The 20,513-nt window shown below is 47.4% G+C and carries 18 protein-coding genes; 4 read left to right on the top strand and 14 right to left on the bottom strand.

The window, feature by feature from the left end; all coding sequences use genetic code 11:
• Nucleotides 1-18: 18 nt before the first annotated feature.
• A complete protein-coding gene (gene tyrS / locus W04_RS09815; RefSeq protein WP_053910700.1) occupies nt 19-1,221 on the bottom strand; it encodes a tyrosine--tRNA ligase in 1,203 nt (400 codons plus the stop codon).
• Between the two features lie 153 nt (nt 1,222-1,374).
• Here tyrS and W04_RS09810 point away from each other — a divergent pair, with 153 nt between their 5' ends.
• On the top strand, nt 1,375-2,688 hold the full coding sequence (locus tag W04_RS09810) for a peptidoglycan DD-metalloendopeptidase family protein (RefSeq protein ID WP_053910699.1): 1,314 nt from the start codon (nt 1,375-1,377) through the stop codon (nt 2,686-2,688).
• A gap of 60 nt (nt 2,689-2,748) precedes the next feature.
• Here the strand turns inward: W04_RS09810 and W04_RS18980 are convergent, their stop codons facing one another.
• The 4 genes from W04_RS18980 to W04_RS09795 all read right to left on the bottom strand — a co-directional run bounded on the left by W04_RS18980 (nt 2,749) and on the right by W04_RS09795 (nt 6,294).
• Complete coding sequence (locus tag W04_RS18980) at nt 2,749-2,925, bottom strand: hypothetical protein (protein WP_022946927.1); 177 nt, start codon at nt 2,923-2,925, stop codon at nt 2,749-2,751.
• Nucleotides 2,926-3,124: 199 nt separating this feature from the next.
• Complete coding sequence (locus W04_RS09805) at nt 3,125-4,255, bottom strand: sodium ion-translocating decarboxylase subunit beta (protein ID WP_022946928.1); 1,131 nt, start codon at nt 4,253-4,255, stop codon at nt 3,125-3,127.
• A gap of 8 nt (nt 4,256-4,263) precedes the next feature.
• Nucleotides 4,264-6,045 carry a sodium-extruding oxaloacetate decarboxylase subunit alpha gene (gene oadA, locus W04_RS09800; RefSeq protein ID WP_053910698.1) on the bottom strand — a complete coding sequence of 594 codons (1,782 nt, stop codon included), beginning with the start codon at nt 6,043-6,045 and terminating at the stop codon, nt 4,264-4,266.
• A gap of 12 nt (nt 6,046-6,057) precedes the next feature.
• Complete coding sequence (locus W04_RS09795) at nt 6,058-6,294, bottom strand: OadG family protein (protein ID WP_053910697.1); 237 nt, start codon at nt 6,292-6,294, stop codon at nt 6,058-6,060.
• 440 nt (nt 6,295-6,734) lie between these two features.
• Here W04_RS09795 and W04_RS09790 point away from each other — a divergent pair, with 440 nt between their 5' ends.
• A complete protein-coding gene (locus W04_RS09790) occupies nt 6,735-9,683 on the top strand; it encodes a TonB-dependent receptor domain-containing protein (protein WP_022946931.1) in 2,949 nt (982 codons plus the stop codon).
• Nucleotides 9,684-9,744: 61 nt separating this feature from the next.
• On the opposite strand, the gene W04_RS09785 is transcribed toward W04_RS09790, so the two are convergent.
• Nucleotides 9,745-10,686, bottom strand: coding sequence for a hypothetical protein (locus W04_RS09785; RefSeq protein WP_053910696.1), 942 nt, complete (start codon nt 10,684-10,686; stop codon nt 9,745-9,747).
• 39 nt (nt 10,687-10,725) lie between these two features.
• On the opposite strand from W04_RS09785, the gene W04_RS09780 reads away from it, so the two are divergent.
• Nucleotides 10,726-11,199: a YcxB family protein gene (locus tag W04_RS09780; protein ID WP_053910695.1), complete on the top strand. Its 474-nt coding sequence runs from the start codon at nt 10,726-10,728 to the stop codon at nt 11,197-11,199.
• Nucleotides 11,200-11,224: 25 nt separating this feature from the next.
• On the opposite strand, the gene csrA is transcribed toward W04_RS09780, so the two are convergent.
• The 6 genes from csrA to ribA all read right to left on the bottom strand — a co-directional run bounded on the left by csrA (nt 11,225) and on the right by ribA (nt 17,279).
• Nucleotides 11,225-11,416, bottom strand: coding sequence for a carbon storage regulator CsrA (csrA, locus tag W04_RS09775; protein ID WP_022946934.1), 192 nt, complete (start codon nt 11,414-11,416; stop codon nt 11,225-11,227).
• A gap of 93 nt (nt 11,417-11,509) precedes the next feature.
• Entirely contained in the window at nt 11,510-12,724 is a 1,215-nt protein-coding gene (locus W04_RS09770; protein ID WP_053910694.1) for an aspartate kinase, read from the bottom strand.
• A gap of 21 nt (nt 12,725-12,745) precedes the next feature.
• On the bottom strand, nt 12,746-15,346 hold the full coding sequence (alaS, locus tag W04_RS09765) for an alanine--tRNA ligase (RefSeq protein ID WP_053910754.1): 2,601 nt from the start codon (nt 15,344-15,346) through the stop codon (nt 12,746-12,748).
• A gap of 10 nt (nt 15,347-15,356) precedes the next feature.
• On the bottom strand, nt 15,357-15,821 hold the full coding sequence (locus W04_RS09760) for a regulatory protein RecX (protein WP_022946937.1): 465 nt from the start codon (nt 15,819-15,821) through the stop codon (nt 15,357-15,359).
• Nucleotides 15,821-16,621 carry a BPSS1780 family membrane protein gene (locus tag W04_RS09755; RefSeq protein ID WP_053910693.1) on the bottom strand — a complete coding sequence of 267 codons (801 nt, stop codon included), beginning with the start codon at nt 16,619-16,621 and terminating at the stop codon, nt 15,821-15,823. Before W04_RS09755 ends, W04_RS09760 begins: the two co-directional genes overlap by 1 nt.
• A gap of 34 nt (nt 16,622-16,655) precedes the next feature.
• On the bottom strand, nt 16,656-17,279 hold the full coding sequence (gene ribA, locus W04_RS09750) for a GTP cyclohydrolase II (protein WP_022946939.1): 624 nt from the start codon (nt 17,277-17,279) through the stop codon (nt 16,656-16,658).
• Nucleotides 17,280-17,611: 332 nt separating this feature from the next.
• On the opposite strand from ribA, the gene W04_RS09745 reads away from it, so the two are divergent.
• Nucleotides 17,612-18,028 (top strand): rhodanese-like domain-containing protein, encoded by a 417-nt coding sequence (locus tag W04_RS09745; RefSeq protein WP_053910692.1) that lies wholly within the window; start codon nt 17,612-17,614, stop codon nt 18,026-18,028.
• Here the strand turns inward: W04_RS09745 and W04_RS09740 are convergent.
• Both W04_RS09740 and W04_RS09735 read right to left on the bottom strand, forming a co-directional pair.
• Complete coding sequence (locus W04_RS09740) at nt 18,015-18,659, bottom strand: 3'-5' exonuclease (RefSeq protein WP_022946942.1); 645 nt, start codon at nt 18,657-18,659, stop codon at nt 18,015-18,017. The two genes, W04_RS09745 and W04_RS09740, sit on opposite strands and share 14 nt — an antisense overlap.
• 2 nt (nt 18,660-18,661) lie before the next feature.
• Nucleotides 18,662-20,506, bottom strand: coding sequence for a DUF294 nucleotidyltransferase-like domain-containing protein (locus W04_RS09735; RefSeq protein ID WP_053910691.1), 1,845 nt, complete (start codon nt 20,504-20,506; stop codon nt 18,662-18,664).
• Nucleotides 20,507-20,513 lie beyond the last annotated feature (7 nt).

The raw sequence follows: 20,513 nt of genomic DNA, 5'->3' as shown, positions 1-20,513 counted from the left end.
TTTCTGTAGTATCAATTCTTAAGCAAGAGTCACTTTTGCAAAGCGACGTTTACCAACCTGATAAACTTCCGTGCTACCTTTAGTCACCATTTGCTTGCTATCTGTTACCTTGGTTTCGCCATTAATTTTCACGGCACCCTGTTTAATCATGCGAATCGCTTCTGAAGTGCTAGCCACTAGCTGAGCTTCCTTAAGCAAGGCGGTGATCATCATCTCATCCCCGTCACATTCAATGGTTAGCTCGTTGATATCATCAGGCAACGCATTTTTAGAGAAACGCTTGGTAAAATCTGCGTGAGCTTGCTCAGCGGCTTGCTCATCATGGAAACGCGCAATGATCTCTTTCGCTAAGGCAATTTTGATATCACGCGGGTTGGTACCAGCAAGCACTTGCTCTTTTAGCTGCTCGATTTGCTGCAAAGATTGACTGCTCAGTAGCTCGTAGTAACGCCACATAAGATCATCGGAGATAGACATCATTTTGCCAAACATATCGTTAGCAGAGTCAGTAATTCCTATGTAGTTACCCAGAGACTTAGACATTTTTTGCACGCCATCAGTGCCCTCAAGCAACGGCATCATCAGCACTGTTTGCGGCTTTTGCCCTTCATCTTTTTGCAGTTCACGGCCCATCAACAGGTTAAAACGCTGATCGGTGCCGCCAAGCTCAACATCGGCCTCGAGTGCGACTGAATCCCACCCCTGCACTAATGGATACAAAAACTCGTGAATGGCGATGGATTGACCACTTGCATAACGTTTTTTAAAGTCATCGCGCTCGAGCATGCGTGCTACGGTTTGACGAGCAGCTAACTTTATCATTCCTGCGGTGCCTAGCTTTTCCATCCATTGCGAGTTAAATGCAATGGTGGTTTTTTCTGGATCGAGGATTTTAAAGACTTGCTCTTTATAGGTTTCGGCGTTAGCTAACACATCTTCACGGGTCAAAGGTTTACGAGTCACGTTTTTACCCGTTGGATCGCCTATCATTCCAGTAAAGTCGCCAATTAAAAAGATCACTTCATGGCCAAGGTCCTGAAACGTTTTTAGCTTATTAATAAGCACCGTATGACCTAAATGTAAATCTGGCGCTGTAGGATCAAACCCAGCTTTAATTCGTAGCTTTTTCCCTGACTTAAGGCGTTCAGCGAGTTCTTCCTCAAGTAAAATTTCCTCAGCACCGCGTTTAATTTCTGCCAGCGCTGTCTGCAAGTCTGTCATTTATTTCTCCGATAAAAAAATGTGCTAACCGCGCGATTCTAGCGCAATTCGCGCCGGGTTTAAATGCACAAAATACTGGTATTTGCCCTTTATAACGTATATGCTCAGCCTTTGGTTAGATTTGTTTTCCTTAACAGCAGAAAAAGGTAGGTTATGGTAAACGTGGTTCACAAGCTCCCCAAAAAACACAAATTGCTCATTGTGGGCTTTCTTGTCACGATTATTGCCCTGATGTTGATACCTACGGAAAGAGCCACAGCATCAAAGGATAACGACGCAAAGCCATTGGAAGTGGGTAAGCGTTACGAGCTTCAAGTTAAGCTTGAGGAAGACGAACAAATCACCGATTTGAACTCCCCCGAGCAAGCTCAGACTTTACCAACCTATGAGCACACCGATTACCAAGTACGTAACGGTGACAATCTTGCCCTGATTTTTAAACGTGCAGGCTTCTCCGCGCAAACCTTGTATAAATTGGTTAATACCAATGAAGAAACGAAAAAACTAACCAAAATTCACCCAGGTGAAGTGTTAAGTTTTGCAAAAAACGACGAGGGTGAACTGCAGCAGCTCAAATATGTACTGAGCAAAACCGACACCTTGTTTGTTACGCTTAACGAAGAGGGACGCTACGACACCTCTATCGATTCCAAAGAAATTGAAACTCTCACTAAAACAGCGTCTGGTACAGTCAATGGCAGCCTATGGACAGCCGGTATCTCGGCTGGGCTAAGTGAGAAACAAATTATGAACTTTGCCACCATCTTTGGCTGGGACGTGGATTTTGCCAACGATCTGCGTAAAGGCGATCAGTTTAGCTTGCTGTATGAAACACACCACGTTGACGGCGAGTATATTGGCACAGGGAAAATAATCGCGGCTGAATTTATCAACCAAGGCGAACGTTATGCCGCTGTGCGCCACACTGATGGCAACTTCTACACCCCTGAAGGTCGAAGCATGAAAAAAGCCTTCTTACGAGCGCCAGTTAATTTCAAATACATCAGCTCAAGCTTTAATCCGCGTCGCCTACACCCAGTAACTAAAACGGTGAAGCCACACCGTGGTATTGATTACGCCGCGCGTACAGGTACGCCCGTGGTAGCCGCTGGTAACGGCAAAGTTATTAAGGCGGGTTATAGCCGTTTTAATGGTAATTATGTGTTTATTAAACACGGCAATACCTATGTAACTAAGTACTTGCACTTAAATAAACGCAAAGTAAAAAATGGCCAAAAAGTGAAACAAGGCCAGCTTATTGGCACTGTCGGAGCCACCGGTCGCGTTACCGGCCCCCACTTACACTATGAGTTCCTTGTAAACGGTGTACATCGCAATCCTCGTACCGTTGAACTGCCAAAATCTGAGCCGCTTCCCGCTGGCGAATTAGCCAAGTTTAAGCCGGTCGCCGATACGCTGCTTGCGCAGCTGGTTAGAGAGCGAGAAATGCAGCTGGCGATGAACTAATCATCGACATAAAAAAAGCACCTTAGGGTGCTTTTTTTATGTCTGCTATATCGCAAGTCCTTACCTAAATAACATATAAAGCAATTGCACCACTAAGCTTATGCCAACGAGTGGCAAGATATACTTGCGAAAGCGCATCATTTTATTGAGCCCTAACTGATGTTGGTAGCGCTCTAGTAACGGCACCAAAATAGCCAGCGAAACAAATAATACAATGATGATGATAATAGCGTTCATAGCCGCTCCCTATTTTGACTGTTATGGCTAGCCATGGACTGCTTTGTCAGTTCCAGCTCATGCTATAGCATGCACTTATAACACTTAATCGCAAAACTGTGAAACCGGCCTCAGCCTTAAAAAAGCGCGCCCCACCGAATTCGAATAGGACGCGCAAATGGCTAGGAAGTGCCTAAATAGATAAATTTCTCGGCAGAGGTTAGCCCACCAAGGCCAGTAAAATACCTGCAGCCACAGCGCTACCAAGAACGCCAGCAACGTTTGGCCCCATGGCATGCATCAATAAAAAGTTATGTGGGTTGTTCTCCAGGCCAACCTTATTGACCACGCGAGCAGCCATAGGCACAGCAGATACACCAGCGGCCCCTACTAAGGGGTTAATAGGTGATGACGATAATCTATTCAGCCCTTTTGCCATGAATACACCTGACGCCGTGCCAATAGAAAATGCCAAGGCTCCTAACGCTAGGATACCAATGGTTTCCACCGTCAGAAATTGCTCAGCAGCTAGCTTTGAGCCCACCGCTAGGCCAAGGAAAATAGTCGTTATATTGATCAACTCATTCTGCGCTGTGCTACTGAGCCTATCGACGACACCTGACTCACGCATTAAGTTACCCAAACAGAACATTCCCACCAACGGCGTTGCTGCTGGTAAGAACATCGCAGTTAACGCCAGAACCATAAGTGGAAAAATAATTTTTTCCTTTTTGGAAACCGCTCGTAACTGCGGCATCTCAATTTTACGCTCTTGCTCGGAGGTTAATGCTCGCATGATGGGTGGCTGGATAATGGGCACCAAAGCCATATAAGAATACGCCGCCACTGCGATAGCACCGAGCAAGTCTGGGGCTAATTTTGAGGCTAAGAAAATAGCAGTCGGGCCATCGGCACCGCCAATGATGGCAATAGCAGATGCGTCTTTGAGTGTGAACTCAAAGCCCGGCACAAAATTCAAAGCAATAGCACCAAACAATGTCGCGAAAATACCAAATTGCGCCGCAGCGCCCAGAAGTAGCATGCGCGGGTTCGCGATCAACGCGCTAAAGTCGGTAAGTGCCCCCACTCCCATAAAGATAAGTAGCGGAAAGACGCCGGAGTCAATGCCTATGTAATACACGTAATACAGAATGCCACCAGGGTCTGCCATACCAGCCACGGGGATATTTGTTAATATCGCCCCGAAGCCAATAGGCACCAATAGTAATGGCTCAAAATTCCGCGCTATCGCCAAATATAATAGCCCACAACCGACTAAGATCATCACCAGTTGAGCGACGGAAAAGTTGGCAATGCCGGTGGCATGCCAGAGATTTAATACTCCTTCCATACCCCCCCCTAAACCAATGCAATTAAGGCATCGCCAGCGCTCACGGAGTCACCTTCACGCACTAACACATCACTGACTTCACCGCCGTGCAATGCGCGCACTTCAGTTTCCATCTTCATCGCTTCCATGATCATAACCACATCACCTTCATTCACGTGCTGACCAGGTTTGACTAAAACCTTGAAGACATTGCCCGTTAGCGGTGCATTCAGTGTTTCCCCGCCACTAATCGCAGCCGACTGCGGTGGGTTTTCACCTTCACCCTCAACAGCACGCACACTCTCCAACTCACCACCGGGGGCGACGACAACATCATAGGCCTGACCATCGACACTAATGCTATAACGCTCTGGCCCTTGCTTTGTCGGTGCCGCCTTGGCCACAGCCTTTGGCTGCTCTAGCTCGGCGCTGGGCGCTGGTTCGAAAGCATCAGGGTTATTTCGATTCGCTAAGAATTTTAAACCGATTTGCGGGAATAGTGCATAGGTTAAAACGTCATCAACCACCTCGTCTGCTAACTCGAGGTTCTGCTCTTTCGCATGAGCATCTAGTTCCTCCGTCAGCTTGTCTAGCTCAGGCTCAATGAGGTCGGCTGGACGGCAACTAATTGCCTCTGCACCTTCTAAAACACGCTGTTGCAATTGGCTATCTACCGGTGCGGGTGTTGCTCCATACTCACCTTTAAGAACGCCTGCGGTTTCCTTAGTAATAGACTTGTAGCGCTCACCGGTAAGCACATTCAACACGGCTTGAGTGCCAACAATTTGTGAGGTGGGGGTGACCAAAGGTAAGTAACCTAAGTCTTTGCGGACTTTGGGGATTTCTTTGAGTACCTCGTCTAACTTATCGCCTGCGTTTTGCTCTTTTAACTGGTTTTCCATATTTGTGAGCATGCCACCGGGCACTTGCGCTAATAGGATGCGGCCATCAACGCCTTTCAAGCTACCTTCAAATTGCGCATACTTCTTACGTACTTCCCTAAAATAAGCCGCAATTTCCTCGAGTAACGTTTGGTCCAAACCGGTATCACGCGGGGTATCCTCTACAATAGCAACCAAGGTCTCGGTGGCGCTGTGACCATAGGTTTGACTCATACTAGAAACTGCCGTATCAAGCATATCAATGCCGGCATCAATGGCCTTTTGGTAGGTTGCAGTGCTTAGTCCTGTGGTCGCATGGCATTGCATAGCAATGGGTAAAGACACGGTTTCCTTTAACCCACGGATCAGCTTATCGGCATCATAGGGCTTTAACAGCCCGGCCATATCTTTAATGCAAATAGAATGACAACCCATATCTTCAAGGCGCTTAGCCTGATCTAACCACATATCCAACGTGTGGACCGGTGAGACGGTGTAAGAGATAGTGCCTTGCGCATGGGCGCCAATATTTACAGCGGCTTTGATTGCCGTCTCTAAATTACGTACATCATTCATCGCATCAAAGATACGAAACACATCAACACCATTGGCGTGAGCGCGCTCGACAAACTTAGTCACAACATCGTCACTGTAATGACGATAGCCGAGTAAATTCTGACCACGCAGTAGCATCTGCTGTTTAGTATTAGGCATCGCCGCTTTCAGGGCACGGATACGATGCCAAGGGTCTTCACCTAAATAACGGATACAGGAGTCAAAGGTGGCCCCACCCCATGATTCCATTGACCAAAACCCAACCTGATCAAGCTTATCAGCGATCGGGAGCATATCCTCTAAGCGCATGCGTGTTGCTAATAAAGATTGATGCGCGTCTCGCAGTACTAATTCGGTAAGCTTTAATTTAGACATAATTGACCCTTATTATTGCTTCTTATACTGATGCACAGCCGCAGCAATAGCTGCAATATGCGCCTTTGAAGGGCGCTTACTGTGATGCGTGGTAGTGGCGCTAGCTTGTTGATTCGCTTGTTCTGTATCGGCAAAGATATATGACATTAGGCGTAAAGCGCCTATCAATATGAGTAGAAATACAAAGACCACCACCATACCGGTCGCCATAAGCCAAGCGGCTTCAATTAACAATGCTGTAATATCCATGCTCACCCCAGTGCAAATTTAGTTACTTTTTATTGATATTTAACCAACACCATATCAAAAAAAAAGAGAATGTCCACTCAAGTGTAAATTGGTAATACCAATACTTATAACCTTGAACTTCTTGTTAGGAGACTTAAAAACCGGCATAAATGCCGTTAATTCAACTTTATAGATAATAAAAATAGCGGATATAAATAAAATCTATACGAGAAAAAATCATCTTCATTAGTCATCAATGATGGTGATAACATCAAAAAAGATAATTGGTCATACCAAGCTTTACTTTACATTGTTTACGTTGAGGGTTTTGCTCTATTTTTTGACTCTAAGTCATTGGCAGGTTTGAACAAATCGGACTAAGCTTATGACGCTAAATAGGAACAACCGCAGTTTGATTGGCCCTGAAGTATTAGTCTTACTAATAACTAGGGAGAAAAACAATGTTAAAATCTAAACTGGCGCTGTCGCTACAAGTAGCGCTCGGCGTAGGTATTTCTTCATTCGTTATGCCTCAAGCACTCGCTGCGGGGGATGAAGAAGCCAAGGATATTGAGGTCATTGCCATCACAGGTAGTCGTATTCGCCAGCCCGGCGCTGTCTCAGCCAGCCCCATCACGTCCATTGGCGAGAAAGAGCTGCGCTTCCAACAAGAACCCGAAGTAGAGCAAATTCTTCGTACTCTACCATCCACTATTCCCGGTGACGGCAGTAACGTGAACAACGGCTCTGGTGGTGCAGCAACGGTCAACTTAAGAGGCTTGGGATCTCAGCGTTCATTGATACTGGTAAATGGCCGGCGAATGATCCCATACAACTACAACGGTTCGGTAGATACCTCGGTGATCCCTTCGGCACTGGTAGAGCGCATCGATGTGGTTACTGGTGGTGCTTCGGCCGTTTATGGCTCTGATGCCATTGCTGGGGCGGTTAACTTTGTCCTTAAAGATAATTTTGAAGGAATAGCCTTAGACACCTCGCACCAGCAAACAGACGAAAGTGACGGCGATAAAAGTAATATATCGCTTACCATCGGTTCTAACCTCGCTGACGACAGAGGTAACGTCGTACTTTCATTGGACTGGATGAAGCGTGACCAAGTGCTCCTTGGCGATCGCCCGCTGGGTTTACTTGGTATCGAAACCGCATCAGGCGCCAACTATGAGCAATTCCTCAATGGTCAACCGCCCGTTCCAGCGCCTTCTGAGTGTGAGGCCCCTAACTCAGTAGAAAGTGGTGGTTCTACAACGGCCATGCCCACACGCTTTGGTATTGTCGGAGCGGGGACCGCAGGCCAATTTAGAAATGATGGCACACTTGCTGCCGATACCTGTAGCGTGTTCAACTTCAACCCCTACAACTTCTATCAGACACCGTCTGAGCGCTATTCAGGTACGGCTCTCGCTCGTTACAACCTCACCGACGATCATGAAGTTTATTCATCACTCACTTACAGCTCGATCTCGGTAGATACACAGGTTGCGCCATCAGGCACATTTGGTGCGAGTTTCGAATTGCCACTGTTTAACCCGTTAATTGGCGATCAAGCACAGCAATTTATGATTGATACGGGTAACAACGCACTCGCTGATGGTCTCTTAAGTGACAGTAACTGGAATGATGTCAACGGCAATGGCGTCGTCGACTCTGAGGACTATTTAACTGTGCAGTTGCGTCGGCGTACACTCGAACTCGGCCCCCGTACAGAGCGCTATGACACCTCGTTGTTCCAGTTTGTCACTGGCGTGAAAGGTTATGTGTTTGACGACTGGGAGTATGATGTTAGTTTTCAATATGGTGAGTCCAACCGTACCACCGTACGCGGTGGCTACACCAACCTAACTAACATCCAAAATGCCCTTGAAACCGAAGACGGCGTTACCTGCTTAAACGGCGACCCAACTTGCGTACCCATCAACCTGTTTGGTGGTTTTGGCACCATTACCGATGAAATGGCCGGTTATGCTACAGCGATTGCATTACAGCAGCAAAAGTACAGCCAGCGTATTGCAACTGCGACCATCAATGGTCCGATTGAGTTTATTGAAGTACCCGGCGCCGGCGCACCGCTATCAATGAGCTTTGGTTATGAGTACCGCAAAGAAAAAGGCTTATTTGAGCCTGATGAATGTTTGAAACTTGCACCAGCGAGCTGTCAGGGCGGTGCTGGAGGTAACCAGTTACCTATTGAAGGTGGCTTCAGTGTTGATGAGCTGTTCATGGAAGGTTACTTGCCTGTCTTAGACGGTATGGCATTTGCTGATACGCTTGATGTGGAGTTTGGTTTCCGGTGGGCTGACTACGATACCGTGGGCTCTAATGAAACCTGGAAGCTTGGTTTCAACTGGCGCCCAGTTAGCAGCGTATTAGTACGTGTTATGCAACAGCAAGCGACACGAGCTCCGAATGTGGGTGAAATTGCCTCTCCTGTGGTAACTGGCCTTGATAACGCGACTAGCGACCCTTGCTCGGTTGCCAACGCCGGTAACATCAGTGCTGAACTGCGCCAGCTGTGTATTTCCACTGGCATGACTGATGCACAAGTGGGTAACGTGCAAGATGTGATATCAGGTCAAGTACAAGTGATCTCTGGAAGCGACCCACTTAATCCACCTGACGCTGAAGAAGCAAGCACCTTTACAGCAGGTATTGTTTGGACTCCTGAGTTCGATACCTTGCAAAACTTCACTATCAGTTTAGATTACTATGATATTGATATTGATGACATCATCGGCGAGTTTTCAGCACAGGAAATCCTCGATGCCTGTTACAAGTTAGGTGATGCACAAGAGTGTGCCAAAATACAACGTGTTGGTGGCGACTTAACCGTCGCTGGTGCCGGGATTGAACAATTCACCACCAACCTCAAGAACTTGACCGCTGAGGGGGTTGAACTGGGCTTCAATTTCTTCGTGCCACTTGAAGACATGGGTGAGCTGCAGTTCTCTGGAACCATCAACAAGTATCTAACTCAGGAATCGCAAAGCTCCGATACAGCGCGAATTATCGACTGTAAAGGGTATTACAGTGCCAGCTGTGATCCCCTCGCAGAGATGCGCTGGGTGCAGCGTACTACGTGGGCAATGGACGACTTTACCCTGTCATTGCAATGGCGTCACATTGATGGCATTGACGCAGAGCCAGTCGTTGCCGACGATTACTTCCCAGAGTTTAGAAGTATCGATTCCTACGATTACTTTGACTTATATGCCAATTATCACCTTACCGATAATATCACCGCAAGTTTGGGTATAGATAACCTGTTCGAGAAAGATCCACCGGTTGTGGGCAATGAGGCAGGTGATACCAGCTCTAACTCGGGTAACACGTTCCCAAGTAACTATGACGTGCTTGGTCGCAAATTTAAACTGGGCCTAAGATTCCAGTTCTAATTCGCAGTGTTAACAAAAGCCGCGCCTAGCGCGGCTTTTTTATACTTACCTGACGCAGTAGCTAACCGTCATCTTCACAGCGAGGAACAGCGCTATTTGTCAACAAGGGAGACACCTGAAAAGGCTGTGCTGAATCTACATTAACGGTTACATGAGCAATATCTAAAACCTGAAAATCGCCAGGTGCATTAAGATGCCAAAGCTGCGACTGACGCTGTGAAAAACAAAATTCACTGGTATCGCCATGCACCACTAAAATAGGATAATCACTGTGTTGAGCGAGCTTATCTAAATACTGACGATAGACAGCAAAGCCATCACATGTTCGGTTATTGTCACTGCACACTCCCTTATCGCTACTTGAGCGAAAGATATCCGCTTGAAAAAAGACAACCATGGCGGTTAGGTCTTTATCAGCATGGCGTGTTAGCCATTGAATATTGAGCTGATCTCGCTTTTTAACAGCCTGCAGCGCTTGTTTTTTATGAGACTTAAGAATTTGCGCACGACCATTATTGGTACCAACCACATGCACAGTTAGGTATTGCACTTGCTCTAAACGCCAAGCCTGGTTTTCTGGCAGCTCAGGCTGGCGTTCATAGCCGGGCAAAGCGACCGTGTGCACAGCGAATTCTTTACGTACAAAACTTAGCCTCTCTAGCTCATCAAAGCGTGTGCTAAGCCCTTTCCTATCGCAATCGGTCCAATCATTGTCACCCGGTGTGTAGACAAAGGGCCGCTCACTAAGATTAGCTAACAGCTGGTAGTTGCCGCGCAGAACATGATCAGTACAAGCGACAGCTCCAGCCTTAATATCGCCGACGTGAACAATAAAATGATGTGGGGTTTGCCGTACGCCTTGATATAATGGCCCTGCAGGTGGGGTGAGCAGCGCTTCATCGATAGGAGAATATGGCATATCGCCAAAGACCAAAAATTGGTGTTGGGCGCCAACCGTAGCGCTGAAAAGCGCGGCCGTTAATGCCATAAAAATCGCGCGCATACCTGCCTCTATATTAATCAAGTTCGTATAACGAGTACTATGAATTACCACACTAGCTATATTTTAGATAAAGACTACTACCACGAAAGCTTTGAGCAGTCTTTGCCCTTCAGCCATCGCCGCCAACTCAAATATCCACTGGTGCTCTTGCTCGTGGGACTTGCTCTTTTTAGCATGTTTAAGTTGCAAAATAACTACCTTGGTTATTTTTTGTTTGCTTTAGCTATTTTAGAAGTGGTTGCCTACAAATATCAGCAACCTTGGTGGGTGGCACGACAGCGATTAACAAGAGCAGCTGGAAATGAAGTGACGCTGCGGATTGATGAGCAAGGAATTAGTACCGAGATTAATGCCCATAAGAAGCAATACTCATGGCCACAGATTAAAGAGGTATTGAGTACGCAGAAGGGAATAATTATTGTCACCGATAAGGGAGCTAGGCACTATTTTCCCGCACGAGTGCTCAATGAGGAAGTGATTGCATTTATCTTCGATAAAAATAAAGCCACTTGATAGTGGCTTTTATGAATTCGTTTATTTATGCGTTGCCCGGATTTGAGTCCGATTTTTCGGCTTGGATTCGCATGTAAATCTCTTCGCGGTGAACAGACACATCCTTTGGTGCATTCACACCGATACGCACTTGGTTACCCTTAACGCCTAAAACAGTCACTGTGACTTCATCACCAATCATTAAGGTTTCACCAACTCGACGAGTAAGAATTAGCATTCGCTTGCTCCCATAGTTCCAAATTAGTAAAAAATTCCGTCTCCGGCATTCTAAAGAATAATCACTCTAAAAGTAAGTAAAACTTAAAAGCGATTATTCACTTGCCGTTAAAAAAGCCGCATGTAATGCACGTACGCCCAATTCCAAGTACTTTCGTTCAATAAGAACTGAAAGCTTTATTTCTCCTGAGCTAGCGACGACTACATCAATATTTTCATCGGCTAACACGCGAAAAAATCGCCCCGTAATTGGCGTGTTCGTTTTTATCCCTGCGCCAACTATAGACAACATGGCGAGGTCGTCACGACTATCTATTTTGGCCCCGCTTAAAGCACCACTTTCTTGCAATAAACTCATTGCTTGTTGCAACTCTAAGCTAGGTACACTTATAGCATAGTCTACTTTTCCAACTTTTTGATTAACTTGGTTAATCATGTCTATTTCGATGCCTTTTTCAGCCAAGAGTTCCACTATATTTGCTAAAGTAGAACCATCATTTGAGCAATCATTTATAAAGATAAGCGCTTGCTCACGCTTGGAGGCAATTCCCGAAACAGTCTGTTGTTGCATACCTTCATCCTCGTAATCAACGCGCGTCCCTTCCCCAACATTAAAGCTGGATAACACCCGCAATGGCATTTTATAATGCGCAGCGGCTTCCACTGCACGAATATGCAATACCTTCGCGCCTAAACTAGCCATCTCTAGCATGACCTGCACTGACACGCTCGACAGCTTCCATGCCCCAGGTTCGATACGAGGATCAGTGGTATATACGCCGTCAACGTCGGTATAGATCTGACATTCTTGAGCATTTATCGCAGCGGCAATGGCCACTGCCGAAGTGTCGCTACCGCCGCGCCCCAAAGTGGTAATATTTCCTTCCAAATCACGGCCTTGAAATCCTGCTGCGATAACAATGCGACCATGTTCAATTTCTTGACGTAAGCGGGCACTGTTGATGTCATTGATACGTGCTTTGGTAAAGAGGTTGTCGGTACGAATACCTAGTTGATCGCCCAGCAAGCTGATGGCGGGGTAGCCTCGGCGGATCAGTGCCATCGCTAGAAGACTGGCACTTACTTGCTCACCTGTACTTACTAATGCATCAAGTTCACGAGGGCTGGGGGAGCTATCAACTTGCTCAGCTAACGCTAATAATCGATTAGTTTCGCCTGACATGGCTGACACCACAGCCACAACGTGGTGGCCTTGCTGACGTTGGCGAATAATGATATCGGCGACGGCCTCAATACGCTCAATCGAGCCTACCGAGGTGCCGCCAAACTTTTGAACTAACAGTGCCACGAATAAATACGCGCCTGTTGTTTATCCACGCTCACTCACCCATGCTTGAACACTGGCCAGTGCGCTATCTAAGTGCTCTGGTTGCGAGCCACCGGCTTGTGCCATATCAGGGCGACCGCCACCTTTACCACCGACTTGTGCAGCCATATGGTTAACCAACTCTCCGGCTTTAAACTGACCAGTAAGATCTTTGGTGACACCAGCAATTAAACTGACTTTTTCGCCGTTCGCAACGCCTAAAGCAATAATGCCTGAACCCATCTTGTTCTTCAGGTCATCAACCATACCACGCAGCGCTTTGCTCTCGGTGCCAGCAACATTCGCCACAAGCAGCTTAACGCCGTTGACATCAATGGCACTATCAAGCAACGAGGCGCCCGCTGCACTGGCAAGCTTGTCATTCAGTTGCGCCACCTGTTTCTCTAGGCCTTTGCTACGCTCAATTAAACCCGATACTTTATCAAGCACCGAGGCATTATCCGCTTTGAGCAACGCCGCTATCTGCGCCAGTTTGTTCTCTTGCTCAGCAACATAATTCAATGCATCATCACCAGTGACTGCTTCAATACGGCGCACACCAGCGGCAATACCTGCCTCTGAGACGATTTTAAATAATCCGATGTCGCCGGTGCGCTGCACGTGGGTACCACCACACAGTTCGATAGAGTAGTCGCCAATGCTCACGACGCGTACTTCATCGTCATACTTCTCGCCGAATAGCGCCATAGCGCCCTTCGCTTTTGCCTCATCAATGGCCATCAGTTCAGTTTGCAAAGCAAAATTACGACGAATTTCAATATTCACTTGTTGTTCGATGCGTTGTAGTTGCTCACGCGTGACGCCCTCAAAATGGGAGAAGTCAAAACGCATACGATCAGGCTCAACCAAGGAGCCTTTTTGGTTTACATGCTCACCCAACTCTTGGCGCAATGCTTCGTGAATAAGGTGGGTTGCAGTGTGGTTTTTCTTAATGCGGTCACGGCGCTCAGCATCGATACGCGCGTCCACTTTATCGTTCACCCCCATTTGCCCACTTACTTTGCCGTAGTGCGCAATAGCATTGCCGAGTTTTTGTGTATCGGTAACAATAAACTCTCCATTACCGGCTTTCAGCACGCCGGTGTCACCCACCTGACCGCCTGACTCAGCATAAAATGGCGTACGATCAAGTATCACGATACCTTCTTGACCGTCTTCCAATACCGATACTTTATCGCCAGCAGCGAACAACTCGACCACAGTGCCGCTGTAATGCTCGGCTTCATAACCCTTGAAGTCACTCGACTTATCAGAGCGCAGTTGCGTGTTGTAATCAGCGCCAAACTTGCCAGCTTGTTGTGCTTTTTTACGTTGCACATCCATACATTGCTGAAAACCACGCTCATCAATGGTCATAAAACGCTCACGAGCGACATCAGCGGTTAAGTCCGCTGGAAAGCCATAGGTATCATAGAGCTTGAATACCACATCGCCGGGAATAACATCGCCTTCTAGGGCGCTTAAGTGTTCTTCCAAAATAGCCAAGCCGCGTTCTAGAGTTTTGCCAAATTGCTCTTCTTCAATACGCAGTACTTTTTCAATAATGCTCTGGTGTTTGGCAAGCTCAGGGTATGCATTCCCCATCTGTTCAATCAGCGCACCCACCAGTTGGTGGAAGAAGGTGCCTTTTGCCCCCAGCTTGTTGCCGTGGCGCACAGCGCGACGAATAATACGACGCAACACGTAACCGCGTCCTTCATTCGAAGGCATGACACCATCTAGCACCAAAAACGCACACGAACGGATATGGTCGGCAATAACCCGTAATGATTTATCTTCTAAATCCTGCGCATTCGTCACTTTTGCTGCAGCTTGGATTAACGCTTGGAATAGGTCAATTTCATAGTTTGAATGCACGCCCTGCATGATGGCGGCGATACGCTCAAGACCCATGCCTGTATCAATAGATGGGTTAGGTAAGGCTTCCATCGTGCCATCGGCATGGCGGTTATATTGCATGAAAACCAAGTTCCAAATCTCAATATAACGGTCGCCATCTTCTTCTGGCGTCCCTGGTGGACCGCCCCAGACTTCTTCACCATGATCGTAGAAAATTTCCGAGCACGGACCACATGGACCGGTATCGCCCATGGACCAAAAGTTATCTTTTTCACCAATGCGAGAGACGCGATCGGCTGGCACGCCAATTTTGTTAATCCAAATATCGGCGGCTTCATCATCTTCGGTAAACACCGTCACCCAAAGTTTCTCTTTAGGCAAACCGAGCTCTTCGGTCAAAAAAGTCCATGCAAATTGAATAGCTTGCTCTTTGAAATAATCGCCAAAGCTAAAGTTACCGAGCATTTCAAAAAAGGTATGGTGACGGGCAGTGTAACCAACATTTTCTAAGTCGTTGTGTTTACCACCTGCGCGAACACAACGTTGGGCGCTGGTCGCTCGCGTATAGGGACGCTTTTCCGCGCCCAAAAATACGTCTTTAAAAGGCACCATGCCGGCGTTGTTAAACAACAACGTTGGATCAGTACCAGGAATTAATGAAGCCGAAGGCACAATTTGGTGTTGGTGCTTGGCAAAATAGTCTAAGAACTTTTGTCTTAGCTGTGCGGTCGTCAAATGCTGCATTGCGTTTTTCTCACTCGTCATTCGCTTCACTTGCAAGTGCAAATTCTATCTGTTGGTAGTCAAACCCACGCGCTGTTAAATAACGCATGCGCTTAGCTTTTTCTTTGTAATCTAATTGTTTATCTGTTGTCCGGAATTTCCGGGTATAAGCTTCTAGAGCGAGTTCAAACCAATCTATGTCTAAGGCATCAATGGCTTCGCTAACTTGCTCTTTTGCCAGCCCCTTTTGCTGCGCATCAGCCATAATGCGTCGCGGGCCATGGCGCTTGTCCGCTGCGCGACGGACAAAACCGGCACAAAACCGGTTGTCATCTAAAAACCCATGTTGCTCACACCAGTCCAGTAATTCGCAGCTAAACGCCTGCGGCACTTGGCGCTGGCTTAACTTGCGCTCTAATTCTTTGCGGCTGTAGTCCTGTCGTCCTAACAGCCACAGAACGTAATTTTTTTGCTTTTGCTTTTCGCTATCGTCCATTAGGCGTCAAATCGACCATTGTCGGTGGTGTCGCTAATAGCATTAACATGCTGCGCTGTGGGTGCATCCTGCTCGCCCAGTTGCGGCGCAAAAATCGCCTGAAACGCCACCAGAAGGCTAATGTAGCAAATCGGCATTAGAACCAGAAGAGGAATAAAGGACAATACTGCACACAACAGCATCAAAACACCCATAATAAGCCCATACACCGTCATTGCTGCGGCATTATGATAAAACGCCATCAAGCTGGCTTTCATCACCGCCCACATCGACGTGTGGCCGCCAAAAAACACTAATGGTATGGCAAATGCAAAGGCGCACAGGTAAATACTGGTTATTACCAGGAACAAGGCTAACGAAGGAAATGACAGGCTTTGTGCTAATAGCTGTAGCGCCTGCTCTGGGTTCATGTTCGGGTCACTCACCACCGCAGCCATATCCGCAAATAACACGCTAGCTAGCAAGCCTAGTAAGATCCCCGCACCCATTTGGTACAAGCCGACCCGGAACAAGCCCATCCGTCGGCCTTTTTGTGAAAACACATCGATGATGTCGGCAAAGGCAACGTTTTTCCCCTGCTGGCGCGCAAGTGCTGACTGATAAAAACCAGCCATTAGAAAAGGCGTCGCCAGTGCTGCTGGAATTTTCAACAGCGGTACCACCAGCCCAACTAACCCTAAAACAGCAATGAGCAAGTACATAAACATAAAGGTGAAAGGCTGCTTGGCAAATATATCCAATCCCTGCTTTATCCAGCGCCCGCCGGCTTTGGCGCTATGTACGCGAATTTCTATAGCCATGATGACTGCGTTTCCTCTTTCTTTGCGTCGTGCTTTATGGTTTTTGTATTTTTTTGATATCGAGCATGTGCGAGCCATGCTTAATTTTGGTTTCTAAGTATGCTTGGTTTCCCGTTAAGCCCACCTTAATATGCGCCGACGTGCCCACGACAGCTTTCACATCGATGCCATTATCAGCTAACGCACTGAGTTTTTTAGGATTATTAGTCATCAGTTTGACCTGCGTCACAGCCAACGCCTTAAGCATGAGTACCGCATCGGAAAACTCACGCAAATCATCAGCAAAGCCCAAGTGGTTGTTGGCCTCATAGGTGTTCATACCTTGAGACTGTAAAACATAGGCGTCGAGCTTATTGTACAACCCTATGCCTCGCCCCTCTTGACGCAGGTATAACAATATTCCGCCCTGTTGGTGCATTAATTCGATACTTTCATTGAGCTGCTCACCGCAGTCACAACGACTGGAGTGGAAAACGTCGCCGGTTAAACACTCAGAGTGCATGCGAATAAGCGGTGTCTGCTGATGCTTGTCCGCCTCATTAAAAATTAGTGCAACATGCTCTTGGCCATCTTTTAGCCCAGAAAATGAGACAATTTCTGCCGGGATATCACTGTTTTTGCCCACATTTAATTGGACCCTAGCTCTTACTTCAGCCACGACGACTCACTCTTTTATAAAAAACAACTGTGATAGTATAACAAGCCGCTGCTCAGAATCAGCCGCTATATGCTTTTAAATGGGGCTATATTAACACGAAACAACAATACCAAGCGATGGCTAATCAAGGGAAACATTTGCTCAACACGGTGGTGGTAGCCGTATACATAAATGGTGATTGTGCTGGCGGGAAGCTGAAAACCTTGCAGCCAGTGGATGCTCGCGACTATGATCACCCTTAACGATACGCGTTGTGCCGAAGTGGATTAGGTCATACACACTGGGTGCCATCGCTTTGTAAACGACTAATCACGCCAACAACAGGGGCTATTATGATAAAAACAATCGCATCACAACTTACTGCATTCGGGGTATCGCTGGCCTTCGTCTTGTGCACCCTGGTTTTTGCACCCGCACTGCACGCTGAGTCAGCACAGACGGTTACGCAGCAACAACTGATGGCGGATAGGTTCAGTGCCACCCCAATGACGCTGCTTGATGTGCGCTCAAAACAAGAGTATCAGCAAGGACATATCAAAGGCGCGGTAAACATCCCCCACAGCGAGATTGTTGAAAATGGCGCCACACTCAACAAAGACACAGCCATTGTGGTGTATTGTCGCAGTGGTCGTCGCGCAGGTATTGCTCTGGAGGCGCTTAAAGAGCAAGGCTTTACACAGCTATACCACTTAGAGGGTGATTTCTTAAAATGGCAACAAGCCGAACTGCCTTTAATTAACCAGCAGTAATCAACGCGCTGAGCGGCAGCCTTTGCTGCCGACTCATGTGATTAACTTGGGCAAGAAACAATTCCGCAGTGGCCAACGCATCACTCAACGCATTGTGTTCCCGATAAACCGGCAACTGGTAGCGACGCCGACAGGCACTGAGCGATAATGCATCAAGCGCCACTTCCGTGCCCTGCCGCGCTAAACGGCGTTGCTCAATTTTCAGGGTGTCCAACGTTAAGTAACGAAACTTTTGCCCCTGCTGTTTGTAAGCGCAACGCAAAAAACGCTCATCGAGCAAGGCATTATGGAACACTAAAATACTGTCTTCGCAGGCAGCATCAAAGGCGGTCAGTATCGCCGCCATGGAATCGCCCTCGCTGATTAAACGCGAGGCGGTGATACCGTGATAAATGGGCGACTGCGCTAGCTGCGACACCCCACTGTGCAACATATGAGCACTTTGGCGCGGGCAAATACGTTGATTTTCGATCACCACCCACGCCATGGATACAATTTCATGCTCCTTAGGGTTTAACCCTGTTAGCTCTAAATCCACCACCACATATCGATGACGATGCCAACTATCAGCAAAGCCAAAATGGTCTTGGCCAAACATCGCTTTGAGCTTTTGCCACCATGCGTAAGTCATAATTACAAACTCCCTCGCGCGAACTTAAAGCTCGCCGCCTGCTGGGCTTGGCGCACCAAGTAAAATGCCTCTTTAAGTTGGTGGCGCTCGAGCGACGTTAAAGTATCGGGGTTAATGCAGTTACTCGGCACCGGCTCTTTATCCAGCTGCGCTTTAAGACGCAATTGCGTTAAATAGCGCCAGCAGTCTTTTAAATCAAAAATGTCTTTTTTCGATAACTGCCGAGTTTTTATCAGTGCATCTAAGCGCTCTAGGGTATTGGCACTGCGGATACCCTCTTGCAGTGCATACAGGCGAACAATGTCGTTAATAATCACAATGCCGCGTTTTTTCAGATCGATAAACTTGTGATGCTGGGCATCGGTTTGCGTTTTTAGTTGATGGAACAGGCCGATAGGCACCGAATTTTGGTTCAACTCACTGGCCAAGGCACGGTAAAAAAGTTGATCGCGGTTTTGCTTGCCAAGCGACGTTGTAAATGCCGCAAATAAATCACTGGAGCCGGTGATAAAGCGAATATCAAAGAAGATTTTACAGTTGAGCATGGCCTCGGGCGTGGGACTGCCGAGCCAGCGAGCAAACTTATCTAACCAGGCCGATATCGATAGCCGACATTGCGGATTACTGGCCATGATGTTCCCTGGACAGCGGACAATGCCGCAAACATCGAGCTGCTCACACACAAACTCGCCCATACCGCGAAAATAATCAGCCTCAGCATTGCTCAATTGGTCGGGCAACAGCAAACCATTGTCTTGATCAGAGCGCAGCGTTTGTTCTTCCCGTGCTTGTGAGCCGAAGCAAATCCAGCTAAAACGCTTAGGCGCATCCCCATGGCGTTGTTGGTATAATTGAATCAATCGCGTGGTCAACGCATCACTAATACCACTAAGTAGCTTACCCACCAAGGTGGTGTCTTCAATATGATAAGCAAAGCTATCGAGTAGACTCGGTACCTCACCGGCATAGCGTTTTAAATCGGCAACCCCCGCCGCCTTATAAATGCGACCAATGAGCTGCACGGGATCGCTTTTTTGCTGCCGTAACAAGTCGGTCGCAGTCACCATGCCCACCGGCTGATGCGCCTCGTTCAGTACCGGCAAATGGTGAATATTGTGCTTGAGCATTAAATGCATAGCCGAAAATACCCGGTTATTCTCGAAAATGTATTTCGGGTGGGCGGTCATAATGGCTTGCAAAGGTTGCTCCGGGTCCACCCCCGCCGCCAGAACTCGAGTGCGCAAGTCGCGATCGGTGACCACCCCGAGCAACTTAGTGTCTTCGCTATGAGTTACCATAATCGATGACACCCGCTGGTCACTCATCAGTTGTGCACACAGCCTAATACTGGCCTCAGGACCCAGAGTAACGGCTTGGCGAGTCATCAGCTCGGCAATTTTACGTTCTGACCAGCTATCACTGTGGTGTTGATATTTCGATGACAATAGGCGATTCGAGTGTGCACGGACAAAGTACTGCTCAAAGGGTTTATATTCGTGGCGCAAATAATCAAAACTGGACTGACTGAGAATATATACCAGAGCTTCCTGCTTTATCTCGATACGGTTTTTAATGGCCTCACCGCTGAGTAGCGATGGATAGCCGAAGTAATCACCCGCACTTAAGCGCGCGACCGCTTCTCCGCTTGGTGCGACGATTTCTAGGCTACCGCTGCGAATAAGAAATAGTTTTGGGTCGTCAGAATCAAGCCACTGATGCTGGTTCTCTCGCGTGACATAAATAACTTCAAGGTGATGACAAAAGTATTCACAGGCAGAGCGCGCTAACGTATTAAACGGGGCCTGTTCAATGACAAAATCGATAATATCTTGATGCTGTGGGCTCACTATCCAC

It is taken from the genome of Pseudoalteromonas sp. SW0106-04 (assembly GCF_001293805.1).
In the GTDB taxonomy this organism is placed as follows: Bacteria; Pseudomonadota; Gammaproteobacteria; order Enterobacterales; family Alteromonadaceae; genus Pseudoalteromonas; species Pseudoalteromonas ruthenica.
Note: the sequence above shows the minus strand (reverse complement) of the source record. Positions and strands in the feature narration are given on the sequence as shown.